The sequence below is a fragment of the Janibacter zhaoxuefangae genome (genome assembly GCF_050271985.1).
Classification (GTDB): domain Bacteria; phylum Actinomycetota; class Actinomycetes; order Actinomycetales; family Dermatophilaceae.
On the sequence record NZ_CP189849.1, the window covers coordinates 475,923 to 492,824 of the forward strand.

Genomic DNA, 16,902 nt, shown 5'->3' on the forward strand with positions numbered 1-16,902 from the left:
GCACTGAGGTGAATTCCCTGATCCTGACCGCCGCGGAGCCGGTGGCCGAGGCCACCGGCGTCGCCGGACTGGCCTGGCTGCTCATCGCGCTCCCGCTCGCCGGCGCCGCGCTGCTGCTGCTGGCCGGCCGTCTCTCCGACTCGTGGGGTCCCTACCTCGCGACCGCACTGTCGTGGGGTTCCTTCCTTGTCGGCGCGGCCGTGCTCCTCCAGATGATCGGGAAGGACGCGCACGACCGCGCCGGTCACGTGCACCTCTTCGAGTGGATCCCTGCCGGGTCCTTCAACCTCGATGCCGGGCTGCTCGTCGACCAGCTGTCGATCACCTTCGTCCTGCTGATCACCTTCGTCGGGTCGCTGATCCACGTCTACTCCCTGGGCTACATGGAGCACGATCCCGACAAGCGGCGCTTCTTCGCCTACCTGAACCTCTTCGTCGCGGCGATGCTGACGCTGGTCCTCGCGGACTCCTACCTCGTGCTCTTCGTGGGTTGGGAGGGTGTCGGTCTCGCGTCCTACCTGCTCATCGGCTTCTGGTTCCAGAACCCCGCCTACGCGACCGCAGGCAACAAGGCCTTCATCGTCAACCGTGTCGGTGACATCGGCATGGCCGTCGGCATCGCGCTCATCTTCGCGACCTTCGGCGCCGTCGACTACGCCACGGTCTTCGCCGCGGCGCCCGGGGCGGGGGAGGGCGTGCTCACGGCGATCGGCCTGCTCCTGCTCGTCGGCGCGTGTGCGAAGTCGGCGCAGTTCCCGCTGCAGTCCTGGCTCGGTGACGCCATGGCGGGCCCGACGCCGGTCTCGGCGCTCATCCACGCCGCGACCATGGTCACCGCCGGTGTCTACCTCGTCGTGCGCAGCAGCGCGATCTTCGACGGCGCGCCCGACGCCCGACTCGCCGTGGCCATCGTCGGTGCCATCACGCTCGTCTTCGGTGCGATCGTCGGTTGCGCCAAGGACGACATCAAGAAGGCGCTGGCCGCCTCGACGATGTCCCAGATCGGCTACATGATGCTCGCCGCAGGCCTCGGCCCGGTCGGCTACGCCTTCGCGATCTTCCACCTCGTGACGCACGGCTTCTTCAAGGCCGGGATGTTCCTCGGCGCCGGTTCCGTCATGCACGGCATGGACAATCAGGTCGACATGCGCCGCTTCGGCAACCTGTCCGGGACGATGAAGATCACCTGGATCACCTTCGCCCTCGGCTGGCTCGCCATCCTCGGTGTCCCGCCGTTCTCCGGCTTCTGGTCCAAGGACAAGATCATCGAGGCCGCCTTCGTCGGCGAGGGCTGGCAGCCGTGGGTCTTCGGTCTCACCGCGCTCATCGGCGCCGGCATCACCGCCTTCTACATGTCGCGCCTGTTCTTCATGACCTTCCACGGCAAGGCGCGCTGGACCGACGAGGTGCACCCGCACGAGTCCGGTCTGCTGATGACCATCCCGATGATGGTGCTGGCCGTCGGCTCGGCGCTCCTGGGTCTGGTCCTCGCCATCGGCGGGACCTTCCAGAGTTGGCTCGAGCCGGTCACGGGTCACGTGGAGCACCACGAGCCCGTCCTGCCCGTCCCGGTCCTCATGGGCCTGACCCTCGTCCTCGTCGCCGCGGGCGCCGCCTTCGCCTGGCTGCGCTACGGCCGCGAGGAGGTGCCGGTGGTCGCTCCGAAGGGGTCGCTCCTGACCCAGGCTGCGCGCAAGGACCTCTACCAGGACGACCTCAACGAGGCCCTCCTGATGTGGCCCGGCATCCACCTCACCCGCTCGCTCGTCTACGCCGACAACAAGGGCGTCGACGGGGCGGTCGGCACGCTGGCCGCCGCCGTCGGCGGGTCGTCGTCGAGGCTGCGCCGCATCCAGAACGGCTTTGCACGCTCTTACGCCCTGACGATGCTCTCGGGCATCGTCGTGATCCTCGGTGCCCTGTGGGTGATGAACTGATGACTGACCTGCCCTGGCTGACTCTCCTTCTGGCGGTGCCGCTCGTCGGTGCGCTGGTGGTCTTCCTGCTGCCCGCCGCGTCCGCGCGGATGGCCAAGCAGTTGGCCCTCGGCGTCTCCGTCGTGACCCTCCTGCTCGGCGTCGCCGCCGCGACGCAGTTCTCGATCGGTGGCGAGCAGTTCCAGCTCGCGGAGCAGCACGAGTGGATTCCGCAGTTCGGTGTCTCCTACGCGCTGGGTGTTGACGGGATGGCGCTGACGCTCATCCTCATGTCGCTCGTCCTCGTGCCGGTCTGCCTCCTCGCGGCCTGGGACGACGTGCCCGAAGGCGGCTCGCGCGAGAAGAACTACTTCGCGCTGATGCTCGTCCTCGAGGCCTTCATGGTCGGCGTCTTCGCCGCCACGGACGTCTTCCTGTTCTACGTCTTCTTCGAGGCCATGCTCATCCCGGTGTACTTCCTCATCGGCCTCTACGGCGGCGAGCGTCGTCAGTACGCCTCGATGAAGTTCCTGCTCTTCTCCCTGGCCGGCGGGCTGATCATGCTCGTGGCGGTCATCGCGCTCTACGTGCAGGGCCCCGGCGGCGCGGACGGCTTCCTCGTCGAGCGCCTCACCGGCCTCGAGCTGGACGCCACGACCGAGAAGTGGCTCTTCGTCGGCTTCTTCATCGCCTTCGCGATCAAGGCCCCGATGTGGCCGGTCCACACGTGGCTGCCCGACGCGGCGACCGAGGCGCGGCCGGCGACGGCGACGCTGCTGGTCGGCGTGCTCGACAAGGTCGGCACCTACGGCATGATCCGCTTCTGCCTCCAGCTCTTCCCGGAGGCGAGCCAGTGGGCCACGCCGCTGGTCATCGTGCTGGCGCTCATCTCGATCGTCTACGGCGCGCTGCTCGCCATCGGCCAGACGGACATCCTCCGCCTGATCGCCTACACGTCCGTGAGCCACTTCGGCTACATCGTGCTCGGCATCTTCGCGATGACGTCGGTCTCCGGTGCGGGTTCGCAGCTCTACATGATCAACCACGGGTTCTCGACGGCCGCGCTCTTCCTCGTCGCGGGGATGTTCATCGCCCGCCGGGGCAGCAAGCGCATCCCGGACTTCGGTGGCTGGCAGAAGGTCACGCCGGCTCTCGCGGGGGTCTTCCTCGTCTCCGGTCTCTCGGCTCTGGCCCTGCCCGGCCTGAGCACCTACGTCTCCGAGTTCCTCGTCATCACGGGCACCTTCTCGCGGTACAAGGTCGCCGGCGTCATCGCCGCATCGGCCGTCGTGCTCGCGGCGCTCTACGTCCTCCTGATGTACAAGCGGATGATGACGGGTCCCGCCCCCGAGCTCGCCGCGCCCGTGCGTGACATCACGCTGCGGGAGAAGGTGGTCGTCGCCCCGTTGATCGCCGCCTTCCTCGTGCTCGGCTTCTACCCGAAGCCCGTGCTCGACGTGATCGACAGCTCCGTGACCCACGTCATGGAGCACGTCGGGGTCGAGGATCCGGCGCCCACTGCCCTTTCGCCCGCCACTGCTGGGAGTGACCACTGATGTCGGCTCTTGCCACCGTCGCCGCGACTGCGGCGCTGCCCGCGGCCTTCGAGCCGGCCCAGATCAACTACTGGGCCGTCCTGCCGATGATCGTCCTCTTCGGGGCGGCCATGGTCGGTGTCCTCATCGAGGCCTTCGCGCCGCGCACGAGCCGGGTCCCGCTCCAGCTGGGGCTGTCCGTCGTGGCCGTGCTGGCCGCCTTCGCCGTCCTCGTGCTGCGCTCGGTCGACCACCAGGGCGTCACCCTCGAGGGCTCGGTCGTCATCGACGGCCCCGCGCTCTTCCTCCAGGGTGCGCTCCTGCTCATGGGGCTGCTCGGCATCCTCACCATGGCCGAGCGCTTCGGCGGCGACGGCCCCGACGCCTTCACCCCGATGGGCGCCGCGGTGCCCGGCTCGGGTCTCGAGGCGGCGGTCGCGCGTCAGGGTTGGGCGACGTCCGAGGTCTTCCCGCTGACCCTCTTCTCCCTCGGCGGCATGCTGCTCTTCACCGCAGCCGGTGACCTGCTGACGATGTTCGTGGCGCTCGAGGTCCTCAGCCTTCCGCTCTACCTGCTGACCGGGCTGGCGCGTCGCCGTCGCCTGCTCAGCCAGGAAGCCGCGCTGAAGTACTTCCTCCTCGGCTCCTTCGCGTCGGCGTTCTTCCTCTTCGGCGCCGCGCTCCTCTACGGCTACGCCGGCTCGCTGGACCTCCCGGCCATCGCCAAGGCCATCTCCGAGGCGCCCGTCGCCCTCGAGGGCCTGCTCCTGCCGGGCATCTTCTTCGTCCTCGTCGGCCTCCTCTTCAAGGTCGGCGCGGCCCCCTTCCACTCGTGGACCCCGGACGCGTACCAGGGCGCCCCGACGCCGGTCACCGGCTTCATGGCGGCCTGCACCAAGCTCGCGGCCTTCGGTGCGATCCTGCGCGTCTGCTACGTCGCCTTCGAGGGCGACCGGTGGGGTTGGCGCTGGGCGGTCATCGCCATCGCGGCGCTGACCATGCTCGTCGGCTCGGTTCTGTCGGTGACTCAGACCGACATCAAGCGACTGCTGGCCTACAGCTCGATCGCGCACGCCGGCTTCATCCTCGTCGGTGTCCTCGCCTTCGACCGGACCGGCATCGCGGGCGTCATGTTCTACCTCGTGGCCTACGGCTTCTCGACGATCGCGGCCTTCGCCATCGTCAGCCTCGTCCGGCGCTCGGGCTCCGAGGCGAGCCACATCTCGCAGTGGGCCGGCCTGGGCAAGCGGCACCCGATCGTCGCGGCCTGCTTCTCGCTGCTGCTGATCGCGTTCGCGGGCATCCCGCTGACCTCCGGGTTCACGGCCAAGGTGGCAGCCTTTGCCCCGGCCGTCGCGCACGGGGGCACCGCGGGCGTCGTGCTCGTCGTCCTCGGTGTGCTGTGCAGCGCCGTCACCGCCTTCGTCTACATCCGGATCATCGTCCTGATGTACTTCACCGAGGGCAACGACGACGTCGTGGCGATCCAGCCGTCCGCGCTGACGACGATCGCCATCACCGCCGGTGTGGCCATCACGCTCGTCCTCGGCATCTTCCCCGCGCCGCTGCTCGACATCGCCGAGCAGTCCTCGCAGTTCCTGCGCTGACCCGGATCGAGATCACCACGTGAGCGCCACCCCACCCGTCCTGTCCCTGCCGGGCACGAGCGAGGACCTGACCGACCGACTCGTCGACGGTCTGGCGCGCGTCGAGGCCTTCCTGCAGGAGCGCTTCGCGCAGGAGGACGAGTTCCTCTCGGAGGCTGCCGGTCACCTGGCCGCCGCCGGAGGCAAGCGCTTCCGACCCATGCTCACGCTGCTCGTCTCGGAGCTGGGGAGCGGCATCAACGACGAGGTCATCGCGGCCGCGGCGGGCGTGGAGCTCACGCACCTCGCCTCGCTGTACCACGACGACGTCATGGACGAGGCCGAGGTGCGTCGTGGCGTCCCGAGTGCCAACGTGAAGTACGGCAACTCCACGGCGATCCTCGTCGGCGACCTGCTCTTCGGCACCGCGTCCGAGGTGATCGCGGACCTCGGCGCCGAGCCCGTGAAGATCCAGGCGCAGACCTTCGTCCGCCTGTGCTCCGGGCAGATCCGGGATGACCGTCCGGCACCGGCCGACGCTGACCCGATGCGGTACTACCTGGACGTGCTGGCGGACAAGACGGGCGTGCTCGTCGCGACGGCCGCCCGCTACGGCGCCATGTTCGGCGGGTGCTCGCCGGAGGTCATCGCTCTCATGACGGAGTACGGCGAGCGTCTCGGGATGGCCTTCCAGCTCGCCGACGACCTCATCGACATCGCGTCCGAGGCGGGGGAGAGCGGTAAGACGCCCGGCACCGACCTGCGCGAGGGCAAGCGCACGCTGCCCGTCCTGCACGCTCTCGCCTCCCGGGACCCCGCCGACGCACGGCTGCAGGAGCTGCTCGTGAGTGACCTCTCGGCCGACGACGACCTGGCCGAGGCACTCACGCTGCTGCGCGCGCACCCCGCCATGGACAAGGCCCGGGAGGAGACCCGTGAGGTCGCCGTCCGTGCCTGCGAGGTGCTCGACGACCTCCCCGAGAGCGACGCTCGCTCGGCGCTCCTCGCGCTGGCGACCGGCGTCGTCGAGCGCGCCGGCTGAGGCCGCTCTTCACCCACCTTCGGCCGGTCGTGGACATCAGCGGTCCCTTCCTCGCCGGTGCGGGACATGACGGAGGCCGCCACCCCGAGGGGTGACGGCCTCCGGCTCGTGCAGGCGAAGGGGACCGGTCAGCGACCGAGACCCTGGTCGCCGATGCGGGCGCCGGTGTTGCCGGTGGCGCCCTTGCCCTTCGTCGTGGCCTTGCCCTTGGCCTCGGGGCGGATCTGGATGACGGCCGGGCGCGGACCGCGGTCGCCGCGGTACGGGAAGAGGCTCGTCGGGTTCTCGTAGGTCGCGTCGTCGGACTCGCCCGGGTGCTGGATGGCGGCGAAGACCGTCTTGTCGTCCCACGCGATCAGCGGGCCGCAGCACTCGGCGTAGGCCGGCACCGACAGGAACTGCTGCAGGTGGCCCTTGTGGTCGCCCTCGAGCGGCATGAGGAAGAGGCCGTCGGCGTTGCCGAGGGCGTTGCCGTCCGTCGAGATCCACAGGTTGCCGCTGCGGTCGAAGGCGACGTTGTCGGGGCAGGAGATCGAGGAGACCTCGGTCTTGTCGTAACCGTTGAAGTACGTCGTCGGGTCGCTGGGGTTGCCGGCGATGAGGACGAGCTTCCACGAGTACGTCGCGGCGAGGTGGTCGCCGGCGTCGGGCGTCAGCTCGAGGACCTGACCGTGCTTGTTGCTCGAGCGCGGGTTGGCCTCGTCGATCTGGGCCGGCTGACGGGCCGAGTTGTTCGTCAGGGCGACGTAGACGCGGCCGTTGACGAGGTTGACCTCGACATCCTCGGGGCGGTCCATCTTCGTCGGGCCGACCTTGTCCGCCGCGAGGCGGGTGTGGACGAGGACCTGCTCGACGGTGAAGCCGGGGACCTTGGACTCGTTGTCGACGACGAGGGGGATCCAGTGGCCGGTGCCGTCGCTGACGCCGTCCTCGAAGCCGTCGCCGACGAACGTCGCGACGTAGAGGTCGCCCGAGCTCAGGAGCGTCTTGTTGTGGGCGCGGGCGGCCGCGGAGTTGCCGGCCTGGTGGGTGCCGTGCGAGACGAACTTGTAGACGTAGTCGAAGCGCTCGTCGTCACCCATGTAGGCCACGACGTGACCCGACGGCGTGAGGGTGACGTTCGCGCCCTCGTGCTTGAAGCGGCCCATGGCCGTGTGCTTGACGGGCGTGGAGGTCGGGTCGAGCGGGTCGATCTCGACGACCCAGCCGAAGCGGTTGGCCTCGTTGGGCTCGACGGCGAGGTCGAAGCGGCTGTCGACGCGCTCCCACCCGCGGCCCGAGCTGCCGGCGATGCCGTAGCGCTTCCACGCGGCGAGCTGCTCGGGCGTCGTGGCGCCCTTCTGGACGAAGTACTGGTTGAAGTTCTCCTCACCCGACAGGATCGTGCCCCACGGCGTCATGCCGCCGGCGCAGTTGTTGAGCGTGCCGAGGACGGTGGTGCCGGCCGGGTCGGCGGAGGTCTTGAGCAGGTCGCTGCCGGCGGCGGGGCCATCGACGGCGAACTCGGTGTGGGTGTGGATGCGGCGGTTGAGCGGGGCGCCGACCTCGTAGGCCCACGGGGAGTTGGCGTTGGCGCGGGTGACCTCGACGACGGACAGGCCGTGGGCGGCCATGATGATCCGCAACTGCTCGTTCGTGAGGCCGGCGGAGCTGGTGTAGCCGGCGAACATGAGGTTGTCGTTGGTGTACTCGTGGTTGACCACGAGCGCGGCGCGGTTGTTGTTCGCCGTGCGGACCAGGCCGACGTAGTCGTTGTTGTAGCCGAACTGCTTGAGCTGGGCGGCCTCGGTCTGCGCCTCGAAGTCGAAGGCGGGAGCGTCCGTGAAGAGCGGGTCACCCCAGGCGATGAGCGCGTCCCAGGTGAAGCCGGCGGGCACGCCGACCGCGTCCGTGCCGGCGGGCACGGCGTCGATGGCGGTGAAGCCGAAGGGGGACTTCTTGGCGATCCCGGCGGCCGCGGCGGGCAGCGCGCCGGCGGCGGTGCCGAGGCCGACGACGGCGGCCGTGAGGCCGCCCGTCTTGAGGACGGCGCGGCGGGAGGCGTTCGCGGTCACCATGTCGCCGAAGTAGGTGTTGGCCGACTCGTTGGGCACGTCGTGGAAGCACGCGTTGCCGCAGCGGAACTCACAGGTGGCCTTGCTGCGTCCGCCCTCGTGGGCGGGGGTGAACAGGGGAAGGAGCTTGCGCTCCGGCGCCGATGCGCTCATGTCTTCGGTCCTCCGTGGGGGTGAAGTCCGGGTCGGGCCCGGTTCTCTCGGAACCTAGCCACGGCGGTTGGACTCCACGTGACTCTCACGTGAGCAGCAGGTGTCCGGCGGGCAGAGCGGAATGTGCCGGTAGCCTGACGCGCGTGACCCCCTTGGCTGCCGCCACGTCGCACCTGACCGCCCCCTTCGCCGCCATCGATCTCGACGCGTTCGACGCGAATGCGTCGGACCTCGAGCGTCGTGCCGGGCGGCTGCCGATCCGTGTCGCGAGCAAGTCCGTGCGCGTGCGCGAACTCCTTGCGCGGGTCCTGGACCGGGCGCCCGCCGCGGGTCACGGCGGCTTCCGTGGCGTCATGGCCTATTCGCTGGCCGAGGCGCACTGGCTCGTGGCCGAGTCGGGGCACGACGACGTCTTCGTCGCCTATCCCAGCGTCGACGCCGGGGCCTTGCGCGCCCTCGTGGAGGACCCCGCCGCCGCCCGGGCGATCACGCTGACCATCGACTCGCCGGGCCACGTCGACCTTCTCGGCTCCGTCCTCGAGGCGGCCGGTGCGGGGGCCCACGCGCCCCGGGTGGCGCTGGACGTGGACGCCTCGCTGCGTGTGGGCGGCGCCCACCTCGGCGTACGCCGCTCACCGCTACGCGAGGCATCCGACGCGGCCGCGCTCGCGCGCCTGGCGCGGGCTCGCGGACTGACCGTCGTGGGGCTGATGTTCTACGACGCACAGATCGCGGGGCTGCCCGACTCCTCGCGGGCGGTGCGGCTGGTCAAGGCGCGCTCGCACGCGTCGCTGCTCCGCCGCCGGCGGGCCGTCGTCGAGGCCGTCGGGGCCGTCGCCGATCTTGACTTCGTCAACGGGGGCGGCACCGGGTCCCTGCACCTCACCGGGCGCGACGGCGCCTTGACCGAACTCGCTGCCGGCTCCGGACTCCTCGCGCCGACGCTCTTCGACGGCTACGACGACTTCACGCCTCGCCCGGCGGCGTTCTTCGCCGCTCCGGTGGTGCGTCGACCGGGACCGGGCCTCGTCACGGTCCATTCGGGCGGCTACATCGCGTCCGGGCCTCCCGGTTGGTCGCGGACGCCGTCGGTTCACGACCCGGCGGGTCTGGAGTTCCTGCGCGCCGAAGGCGCCGGCGAGGTGCAGACCCCGCTGCGCGGCCCCGCGGCCGACCGGCTCGCGATCGGCGACCGGGTCTGGTTCCGGCACGCGAAGGCGGGCGAGCTCTTCGAGCGGTTCGACGAGGTCCACCTCGTGGCCGGTGGCCAGCTCATCGAGACGGTCCCGACCTACCGCGGCGAAGGCAGGAACTTCGGATGACGACGAGGGCCATGACCCCTTCCACGGAGGCCCCGACCCCCGCGACCTGGACCAACTGGTGCGGCCTCGAGTCGGAGGCGCCCAGCGCGTGGCACCGCCCGGCGGACGCCGCGGCCGTGGCAGCGCTGGCAACGACGGCGACCGACCGCGGGCGGTGCCTGCGTCCGATCGGCTCCGGCCACTCCTTCACGGGGATCGCGACCCCCGTCGACGAGGTGCTCGACCTGTCCGGCATGCGAGGGCTGCGGGCCGTCGATCGCGTGACCGGCCGGGTCCGGGTGGCCGCCGGGACCCCGCTCCACGAGCTCAACGCCGCCCTCGACCTGCTCGGCCTGGCCCTGCCCAACCTCGGTGACATCGACCGCCAGACCATCGCCGGCGCCGTGTCGACGGGCACGCACGGGACCGGCGCCGGCCTGCCCGGCATCGCCGCGGCCATCACCGGCTTCGAGCTCGTCACGGCGGCCGGCGAGGTGCTGTGGTGCGACGACCGGCAGCACCCCGACCTCTTCGCCGCCGGACGCGTCGGGCTCGGCGCCCTCGGCGTCCTCACCGAGATCGAACTGGCCTGCGTGCCCGCCTTCCGGCTCCGCGCCAGCGAACGGCCGGAGCGCCTCGAGCCGGTGCTCGAGGCCGTGCACGACATCGCCGCGGCCCACCGTCACTTCGAGTTCTACTGGTTCCCGCACACCGATCGCGTCCTCACCAAGCGCAACGACCTCGCTGCGGGGGACGAGGGCGAGGCCCTGCCGCGCTGGCGCGGGTGGCTCGACGACGAGGTCCTCTCCAACCGCGTCTTCGGCGTCGTCAACACCGCGGTCCGGGCCCGTCCCGGCCTCACCCGCCGCGTCAATGCCGTCAGCGCGCGGGCCCTCTCGGCGCGGACCTACACCGACGTCTCCCACCGCGTCTTCTGCTCCCCGCGCCGGGTGCGCTTCGTCGAGAGCGAGTACGCGGTCCCGCGCGCGTCGCTCGTCCCGGTCCTCACCGAGCTGCGGCGCTGGCTGACCCGCACCGGCGAGCCCGTCCCCTTCCCGGTCGAGGTGCGGTTCGCCGCGGCGGACGACATCTGGCTGTCCACGGGGTGCGAGCGCGACAACGCCTACGTGGCCGTGCACCAGTTCCAGGGGATGCCGCATCACGACTACATGGCCGCCTTCGCGGCGATCGCCGCGGAGCACGAAGGTCGCCCGCACTGGGGCAAACTGCACCCGCTCGCCGCGGAGCAGCTCACCCCGCTCTATCCGCGGTTGGACGAGTTCCGCCAACTGCGGGATCGGCTCGATCCCGCGCGCACCTTCACCAACCCGTACCTGGACCGAGTCCTCGGCGACTGACCCGCCCGCTACCCTCGCGGGGTGACGACCACGGCGCACGGCCCGCAGGCCGCCCAGACGCGAGTGGTGCGCACCCTCGTCTCCTCCCAGATCCTCGGCAGCCTGGGCATGTCGAGTGGCATCGCCGTGGGCGCCCTGCTGGCGGAGGAGATCTCCGGATCGGATACCTGGGCCGGACTCGGCACGACCTTTCAGGTGTTCGGCGCCGCCCTCATCGCCATCCCCATGGCCCACGTCATGGCGCGCAGCGGTCGGCGTCCCGGACTGATCCTCGGCTACACCCTCGCCATCCTCGGCGCCGTGGGCATCATCGCGGCGGCCGTCGTCGACAACTTCGCCCTGCTGCTGGCCGGCAGCGTGGCCTTCGGCGGCGCCACCGCATCGAACAATCAGGCGCGCTATGCGGCGACCGACCTCGCCCATCCGGACCATCGCGGGCGTGACCTCAGCACCGTGGTCTGGGCGACGACGATCGGTGCCGTCGTCGGGCCCAACCTCGCCGGTCCGGGGGCCGATCTGGCGCGCCCGCTCGGACTACCGGTCCTCGCCGGCCCCTTCGTCTTCTCCCTCGTGGGGTTCATGCTCGCGGTCCTCGTGCTGACGGCACGACTGCGGCCCGACCCCCTGCTCGAGGCCCGGCGGCTGGTGCTCGCCGCCGACGGATCGGCGGGCACGGTGGTCCACGGCTCCGTCGTGCGTGGCCTGCGAGTGGTGTTCGCCCGCCGGCAGGCCGCCTTCGGGCTGCTCGTGACCTCGCTCGGGCACGCCACGATGGTCTCGGTCATGGTCATGACCCCGCTGCACATGGACCACGGGGGCGCCGACCTGCGGATCATCGGCCTCGTCATCAGCGGACACGTCCTCGGCATGTTTGCCTTCTCGCCGCTCACCGGTCGGGCCACGGACCGCTTCGGGGCGCCGCCCGTGGCGCTGGCGGGAGCGGCCGTCCTCATCGTCGCCGGAGGCCTGGCGGCGCGCGCTCCCGAGGGCAGCTCAGCCGGTCTGGCCGTGGCCCTCTTCCTGCTCGGGCTGGGGTGGTCCTGCACGCTCGTGGCGGGATCGACGCTGCTCGTCGCGGGGGTGCCGCAGGCCGAACGCCCCGGCGCGCAGGGTGGCGCCGACCTCGTCATGGGGCTGGCCGGAGGCGGTGGCGGAGCGCTCGCGGGAGTCATCGTCAACGGGGCAGGGTTCGGGGTGCTGGCCGTCTGCGCGATGGCGCTGCCGGTGCTCATCGTGGTCGCGGCGCTGGTGCTGCGGGTCGGTGCCGGAGATGGCGGCGACAGCGACAGCGAGGGCGAAGGGGACTGACCTCGCCCACGCCGATGGATCAGGGCGGGCAGTCCTGCAGGTCCGTGCGCGCGGCGGCGGTCTCCTCGGCGGCCCGCGCGGCATCCTTGCGAACCCGTCCGGCCGTACGCCACGCGTGCAGCGAGTCGGCCGTGAGCACGACGAGGGCGATCCAGACGATGCCGAAGGCGACCCACCGCTCGGGCGGCATCACCTCGTGGAGCAGGAAGACCCCGATCAGCAACTGCACGACCGGGGTGAAGAACTGGATGAGGCCGATGGTCACCAGCGGCACGCGGCGCGCGGACGCGGCGAAGAGAAGTAGCGGGATGGCCGTGACGATCCCCGACAGCACGAGCAGGCTCGTGTGTACGCCGCCTTCGCTCGTGAAGGTCGTGTCGCCGGCCGAGGTGAGGATGACCAGCGTGACGATCGCGATCGGGGCGAGCACCGTCGTCTCCGCGGCGAGCGAGTGCATGGCCGGCATCGTGGCGCCGAGCCGCTTCTTCGTCAGGCCGTAGAGGGAGAAGCTGCCGGCCAGGGCGAGCGCCATCCACGGGAAGCTGCCGCCGACGAGCAGGAGGTACGCGCCGGCGGCCGCGCCGATGCTGATCGCGACCCACTGCAGGGGACGCAGCCGCTCGCCGAGCACGACCACCCCGAGCGCGACGGTGACGATGGGGTTGAGGAAGTAGCCGAGGGCGGCCTCGTGGGTGCGCCCGTCGAGGACGGCCGCGACGTAGACGACCCAGTTCACGGCGATGAGCAGCGCCGCGATCGTCACGCCCGCCAGCATCCGCGGGCGCCGCACGAGGGTGCCGATCCACGCGAGGTCCCGCCGCGCGAGGAGGACGATGGCGCAGACCGCGAAGGTCCACAGGATGCGGTGGCTGAGGACCTCGAAGGCGCCGGCCGGGGCGAGGGCGTGGAAGTAGAGCGGGAAGAGCCCCCAGATGCCGTATGCGAGAAGGGCGTAGAGCACCCCCGTGCTGGCCTCGCTGCGGGGTGCGCGGGTCTGCCGTGTCGTCTGTGTCGTCGCCTCCGGGCGCGCGGTGCCCGCCTCGTCAGCCAACCGTCCAGGTGTCCTTGCCGAGCAGGAGGGCGCCGAGGTCGTCGTCCGTCGCGGGGCCGCCGGCCGTGTCGACCGCGGCGTCGAGCTGGGCCCGCACCTGGTCGTCGTAGGTCGGCTTGCTGACGCTGCGGAAGACACCCATCGGCACGTGGGTCATGTCGATGCCGTCGAGCCGCGAGAGCGCGAAGGCCTGCGACGGGTCCTCGTCGTGGACGTCGTGGACGACGACGCGGGACGCATCGGCCTCGTCCTCGGGGACGAAGGCGAAGCGCCCGGCCTCGTCGCGCACGAGGGCCTTGCGGTCCCCCTCGACGCCGACGGTGATCGGTGCGCCGTGCTCGAGGTGGACGAGACGGGCCTGCTGCTGGTCGCGGTCCTTGATCAGCTCGAACGCGCCGTCGTTGAAGATCGGGCAGTTCTGGTAGATCTCGACGAGGGCGGTGCCCCGGTGCTCCGCGGCCTGCTTGAGCACCGACGTGAGGTGCTTGCGGTCGCTGTCCATCGTGCGGGCGACGAAGGTCGCCTCGGCGCCCAGGGCGAGCGAGACCGGGTTGAAGGGGGCGTCGACGGAGCCGAGCGGGCTCGACTTCGTCACGGTGCCGGGCTGCGACGTGGGGGAGTACTGCCCCTTCGTCAGGCCGTAGATCCGGTTGTTGAAGAGCAGGATCGTCATGTTGACGTTGCGGCGCAGCGCGTGGATCAGGTGGTTGCCCCCGATGGACAGGGCGTCGCCGTCACCGGTGACCACCCAGACGGACAGGTCCTCGCGGCTCGTGGCGAGGCCGGTCGCGATCGACGGCGCGCGCCCGTGGATCGAGTGCATGCCGTAGGTGTCGAGGTAGTACGGGAAGCGGCTGGAGCAGCCGATGCCCGAGACGAAGACGATGTTCTCCTTGCGCAGCCCGAGGTCGGGCAGGAAGCCCTGGACCGCGGCGAGGATGGCGTAGTCGCCACAGCCGGGGCACCAGCGCACCTCCTGGTCGGAGGTGAAGTCCTTCTTCGTGTGCGGGGTCGCGTCGGGGGCGAGCTGCGGGACCCCGGAGAGCCCGGTCGTCGGCATGCCGAGGGCGATGGGCTCGGCCTGGTGGGTGCTCACGCGTTGACCTCCGTGGTCTGCTCGATGGCCGGCGCGGTGTCGTCGGCGCCGTCGAGCTCGATGAGGGACGTGGTGATGACGTCCGCGAGTTCGACCGTGGTGAAGGGGAGTCCGCGGACCCGGGTGTACGGCCGCACGTCGACGAGGTACTTCGCCCGCAGGAGCGTCGAGAGTTGGCCGAGGTTCATCTCGGGGACGATGACGCGGTCGTAGGAGCGCAGCACGTCGCCGGTGTTCGCGGGGAAGGGGTTGAGGTGGCGAAGGTGGGCGTGCGCCACCTTCGCGCCCGTCGCCCGCACGGCGCGCACCGCCGCGGCGTTGGGGCCGTACGTGGAGCCCCACCCGAGCACGAGGACGCGTGCCTCGCCGCTCGGGTCGTCGACCTCCAGGTCACCGAGCGTCGCGGCGATCCCGTCCACCTTGGCCTGACGCGTGCGCGTCATGTGCTCGTGGTTGTCGGGGTCGTAGGAGATGTTGCCGGTGATGTCCGCCTTCTCGATGCCGCCGATGCGGTGCTCGAGCCCCGGCGTGCCGGGCACGGCCCACGGGCGGGCCAGCGTCTCGGGGTCACGCAGGAAGGGGTGGAAGACCGGCTCACCCTTGGCGTCGATGTCGTTGGGCTCGCTGGCGAAACTGACCGGCACCTCCGGCAGGTCGGTCACGGTGGGGACGCGCCACGGCTCGGAGCCGTTGGCGAGGTAGCCGTCCGAGAGGAGGAAGACCGGGGTGCGGTACGTCGTCGCGATCCGGACGGCCTCGATGGCGGCGTCGAAGCAGTCGGCGGGGGAGTTGGGGGCGACGATCGGGACCGGGGACTCGCCGTTGCGGCCGTACATCGCCTGCAGCAGGTCGGCCTGCTCGGTCTTGGTCGGCAGGCCGGTGCTGGGGCCTCCGCGCTGGACGTCGACGATGATCAGCGGCAGCTCGAGCGAGACGGCCAGACCGATGGTCTCGGACTTCAGGGCGACGCCGGGGCCGGACGTCGTCGTCACCCCGAGGGCGCCGCCGAAGCTCGCGCCGAGCGCGATGCCGATGCCGGCGATCTCGTCCTCGGCCTGCAGGGTCATGACGCCGTGCCGCTTGAGCGAGGACAACGTGTGCAGGATGTCGCTCGCCGGGGTGATCGGGTAGGAGCCGAGCACGAGCGGCAGCCCCGCGCGGTGCGCGGCGGCCACGAGCCCGTAGGAGAGGGCCGTGTTACCGGTGATGTTGCGGTAGGTGCCGGCGGGCATGGCGGCCGGGGCGATCTCATAGGAGACCGAGAAGTCCTCGGTCGTCTCGCCGTAGTTCCAACCGGAGCGCAGCGCCTGGAGGTTCGCGGCGAGGATGTCGGGCTTGGCGCCGAACTTCGCCTTGAGGAACCCCTCGGTGCCCTCCGTCGGGCGGTTGTACATCCACGAGAGGAGGCCGAGCGCGAACATGTTCTTCGCGCGCTCCTTCTCCTTGCGGGTCAGGCCGTCGAAGTCGGCCAGCGCCTCGACCGTGATGCTCGTCAGGGCGAGCGGGTGGACGTGCCACGACTCGAGCGAGCCGTCCTCGATCGGGTTGCTGGTGTAACCGACCTTGCCGAGGTTGCGCTTGGTGAACTCGTCGGTGTTGACGATGATCGTGGCCCCGCGGGGGACGTCGGCGAGGTTGGCGCGCAGGGCGGCCGGGTTCATGGCGACGAGGACGTCGGGGGCATCGCCCGGCGTGAGGACGTCGTGGTCGGCGAAGTGCAGCTGGAAGGAGCTGACGCCGGGGAGCGTGCCCTGGGGTGCCCGGATCTCGGCGGGGAAGTTCGGCAGGGTGGACAGGTCGTTGCCGAGCGCGGCCGTCTCCGAGGTGAACCGGTCACCGGTCAACTGCATGCCGTCACCGGAGTCGCCGGCGAAGCGGATGATGACGCGGTCGAGCTTCTGGCGTGACTTGCTGCTCATCGAGGGGAAACGTCCCGTTCTCATTCGGGGGCACAGGCGTTGCGGGTGCACAGGCGACCCGCCTGATCCCTCCATGTTACGGCGCCCTTAGGCAAACCATTCCACGGCCCATCTTCTGAGATGGGTAACGCGACGTTATGTTTCGATGGGCGCGATGACCGCTCCTGACCACGGCCGGGCGCGTCGCACTAGGGTGGCGCCATGTCCGGGTACGCAGTCGTCGTTGGGGTCCTCGTCGCCGGGGTCGTCCTCGTCGCCGCGGGCATGGCGGCGCGATCCCTCCTCGCGCCCGCGGCGCCGACGCGAGCCAAGCTGACGACCTACGAGTCCGGTGTCGACCCCGTCGGCTCGGACTGGGCCCAGGTCCGGATCCGCTACCTCGTCTACGCGTTCCTCTACGTGATCTTCGCCGTCGACGCGGTCTACCTCTTCCCGTGGGCGCTCGTGCTGCGCTCCGACCTCGGCCCGGCCTCCCTCATCGAGATCGCCGTCTTCATCGGCATCCTCCTGATCGGCCTCGCGCACGCGGTGCGGCGCGGCCTGCTGAGGTGGTGGTGACCGTGACCGCTCAGCCCCCTGCTGC

At 70.8% G+C, this 16,902-nt stretch carries 12 protein-coding genes; 8 read left to right on the forward strand and 4 right to left on the reverse strand.

What is annotated here, in order from left to right; genetic code table 11:
* The first annotated feature begins 8 nt into the window (after nucleotides 1–8).
* From nuoL to ACQBAS_RS02310, 4 genes are read left to right on the forward strand one after another with little or no spacing between them, the layout of a single operon-like run.
* On the forward strand, nucleotides 9–1,937 hold the full coding sequence (gene nuoL, locus ACQBAS_RS02295; RefSeq protein ID WP_427384735.1) for an NADH-quinone oxidoreductase subunit L: 1,929 nt from the start codon (nucleotides 9–11) through the stop codon (nucleotides 1,935–1,937).
* The gene (locus ACQBAS_RS02300) at nucleotides 1,937–3,472 is read left to right on the forward strand and encodes an NADH-quinone oxidoreductase subunit M (RefSeq protein ID WP_427384736.1); all 1,536 of its coding nucleotides are present in this window, start codon (nucleotides 1,937–1,939) and stop codon (nucleotides 3,470–3,472) included. Before nuoL ends, ACQBAS_RS02300 begins: the two co-directional genes overlap by 1 nt.
* Nucleotides 3,472–5,058, forward strand: a complete 1,587-nt coding sequence (nuoN, locus tag ACQBAS_RS02305) for an NADH-quinone oxidoreductase subunit NuoN (protein WP_427384737.1) — start codon at nucleotides 3,472–3,474, stop codon at nucleotides 5,056–5,058. Before ACQBAS_RS02300 ends, nuoN begins: the two co-directional genes overlap by 1 nt.
* Nucleotides 5,059–5,077: 19 nt before the next feature.
* The gene (locus tag ACQBAS_RS02310; protein ID WP_427384739.1) at nucleotides 5,078–6,079 is read left to right on the forward strand and encodes a polyprenyl synthetase family protein; all 1,002 of its coding nucleotides are present in this window, start codon (nucleotides 5,078–5,080) and stop codon (nucleotides 6,077–6,079) included.
* A gap of 128 nt (nucleotides 6,080–6,207) precedes the next feature.
* On the opposite strand, the gene ACQBAS_RS02315 is transcribed toward ACQBAS_RS02310, so the two are convergent.
* The gene (locus tag ACQBAS_RS02315; RefSeq protein ID WP_427384740.1) at nucleotides 6,208–8,286 is read right to left on the reverse strand and encodes a PhoX family protein; all 2,079 of its coding nucleotides are present in this window, start codon (nucleotides 8,284–8,286) and stop codon (nucleotides 6,208–6,210) included.
* 143 nt (nucleotides 8,287–8,429) lie between these two features.
* Between ACQBAS_RS02315 and ACQBAS_RS02320 the strand changes: the two genes are divergently transcribed.
* Genes ACQBAS_RS02320 through ACQBAS_RS02330 form a run of 3 tightly spaced genes read left to right on the forward strand, consistent with a single transcriptional unit; the run spans nucleotide 8,430 to nucleotide 12,253 of the window.
* Entirely contained in the window at nucleotides 8,430–9,608 is a 1,179-nt protein-coding gene (locus tag ACQBAS_RS02320; protein WP_427384741.1) for an alanine racemase, read from the forward strand.
* 11 nt (nucleotides 9,609–9,619) lie between these two features.
* Nucleotides 9,620–10,945 carry a D-arabinono-1,4-lactone oxidase gene (locus tag ACQBAS_RS02325; RefSeq protein WP_427384742.1) on the forward strand — a complete coding sequence of 442 codons (1,326 nt, stop codon included), beginning with the start codon at nucleotides 9,620–9,622 and terminating at the stop codon, nucleotides 10,943–10,945.
* A 21-nt stretch (nucleotides 10,946–10,966) separates the two neighbouring features.
* On the forward strand, nucleotides 10,967–12,253 hold the full coding sequence (locus ACQBAS_RS02330) for an MFS transporter (protein WP_427384743.1): 1,287 nt from the start codon (nucleotides 10,967–10,969) through the stop codon (nucleotides 12,251–12,253).
* Nucleotides 12,254–12,272: 19 nt separating this feature from the next.
* On the opposite strand, the gene rarD is transcribed toward ACQBAS_RS02330, so the two are convergent.
* From rarD to ACQBAS_RS02345, 3 genes are read right to left on the reverse strand one after another with little or no spacing between them, the layout of a single operon-like run.
* A complete protein-coding gene (gene rarD / locus ACQBAS_RS02335; RefSeq protein WP_427384744.1) occupies nucleotides 12,273–13,304 on the reverse strand; it encodes an EamA family transporter RarD in 1,032 nt (343 codons plus the stop codon).
* Complete coding sequence (locus tag ACQBAS_RS02340) at nucleotides 13,297–14,364, reverse strand: thiamine pyrophosphate-dependent enzyme (RefSeq protein WP_427385563.1); 1,068 nt, start codon at nucleotides 14,362–14,364, stop codon at nucleotides 13,297–13,299. The genes rarD and ACQBAS_RS02340 overlap by 8 nt, the downstream gene beginning before the upstream one ends.
* 32 nt (nucleotides 14,365–14,396) lie before the next feature.
* A complete protein-coding gene (locus tag ACQBAS_RS02345; RefSeq protein ID WP_427384745.1) occupies nucleotides 14,397–16,319 on the reverse strand; it encodes a 2-oxoacid:acceptor oxidoreductase subunit alpha in 1,923 nt (640 codons plus the stop codon).
* A 201-nt stretch (nucleotides 16,320–16,520) separates the two neighbouring features.
* On the opposite strand from ACQBAS_RS02345, the gene ACQBAS_RS02350 reads away from it, so the two are divergent.
* On the forward strand, nucleotides 16,521–16,877 hold the full coding sequence (locus ACQBAS_RS02350; RefSeq protein ID WP_427384746.1) for an NADH-quinone oxidoreductase subunit A: 357 nt from the start codon (nucleotides 16,521–16,523) through the stop codon (nucleotides 16,875–16,877).
* Nucleotides 16,878–16,902: the final 25 nt, after the last annotated feature.

Excerpts from the sequence above, each read along its gene's own strand:
- ACQBAS_RS02350 (WP_427384746.1), top strand. The coding sequence starts at position 16,521 with ATGTCCGGGTACGCAGTCGTCGTTGGGGTCCTCGTCGCCGGGGTCGTC.
- ACQBAS_RS02340 (WP_427385563.1), bottom strand. The coding sequence starts at position 14,364 with ATGCCGACGACCGGGCTCTCCGGGGTCCCGCAGCTCGCCCCCGACGCG.
- ACQBAS_RS02345 (WP_427384745.1), bottom strand. The coding sequence starts at position 16,319 with ATGAGCAGCAAGTCACGCCAGAAGCTCGACCGCGTCATCATCCGCTTC.
- ACQBAS_RS02300 (WP_427384736.1), top strand. The coding sequence starts at position 1,937 with ATGACTGACCTGCCCTGGCTGACTCTCCTTCTGGCGGTGCCGCTCGTC.
- ACQBAS_RS02325 (WP_427384742.1), top strand. The coding sequence starts at position 9,620 with ATGACCCCTTCCACGGAGGCCCCGACCCCCGCGACCTGGACCAACTGG.
- nuoN (WP_427384737.1), top strand. The coding sequence starts at position 3,472 with ATGTCGGCTCTTGCCACCGTCGCCGCGACTGCGGCGCTGCCCGCGGCC.
- ACQBAS_RS02315 (WP_427384740.1), bottom strand. The coding sequence starts at position 8,286 with ATGAGCGCATCGGCGCCGGAGCGCAAGCTCCTTCCCCTGTTCACCCCC.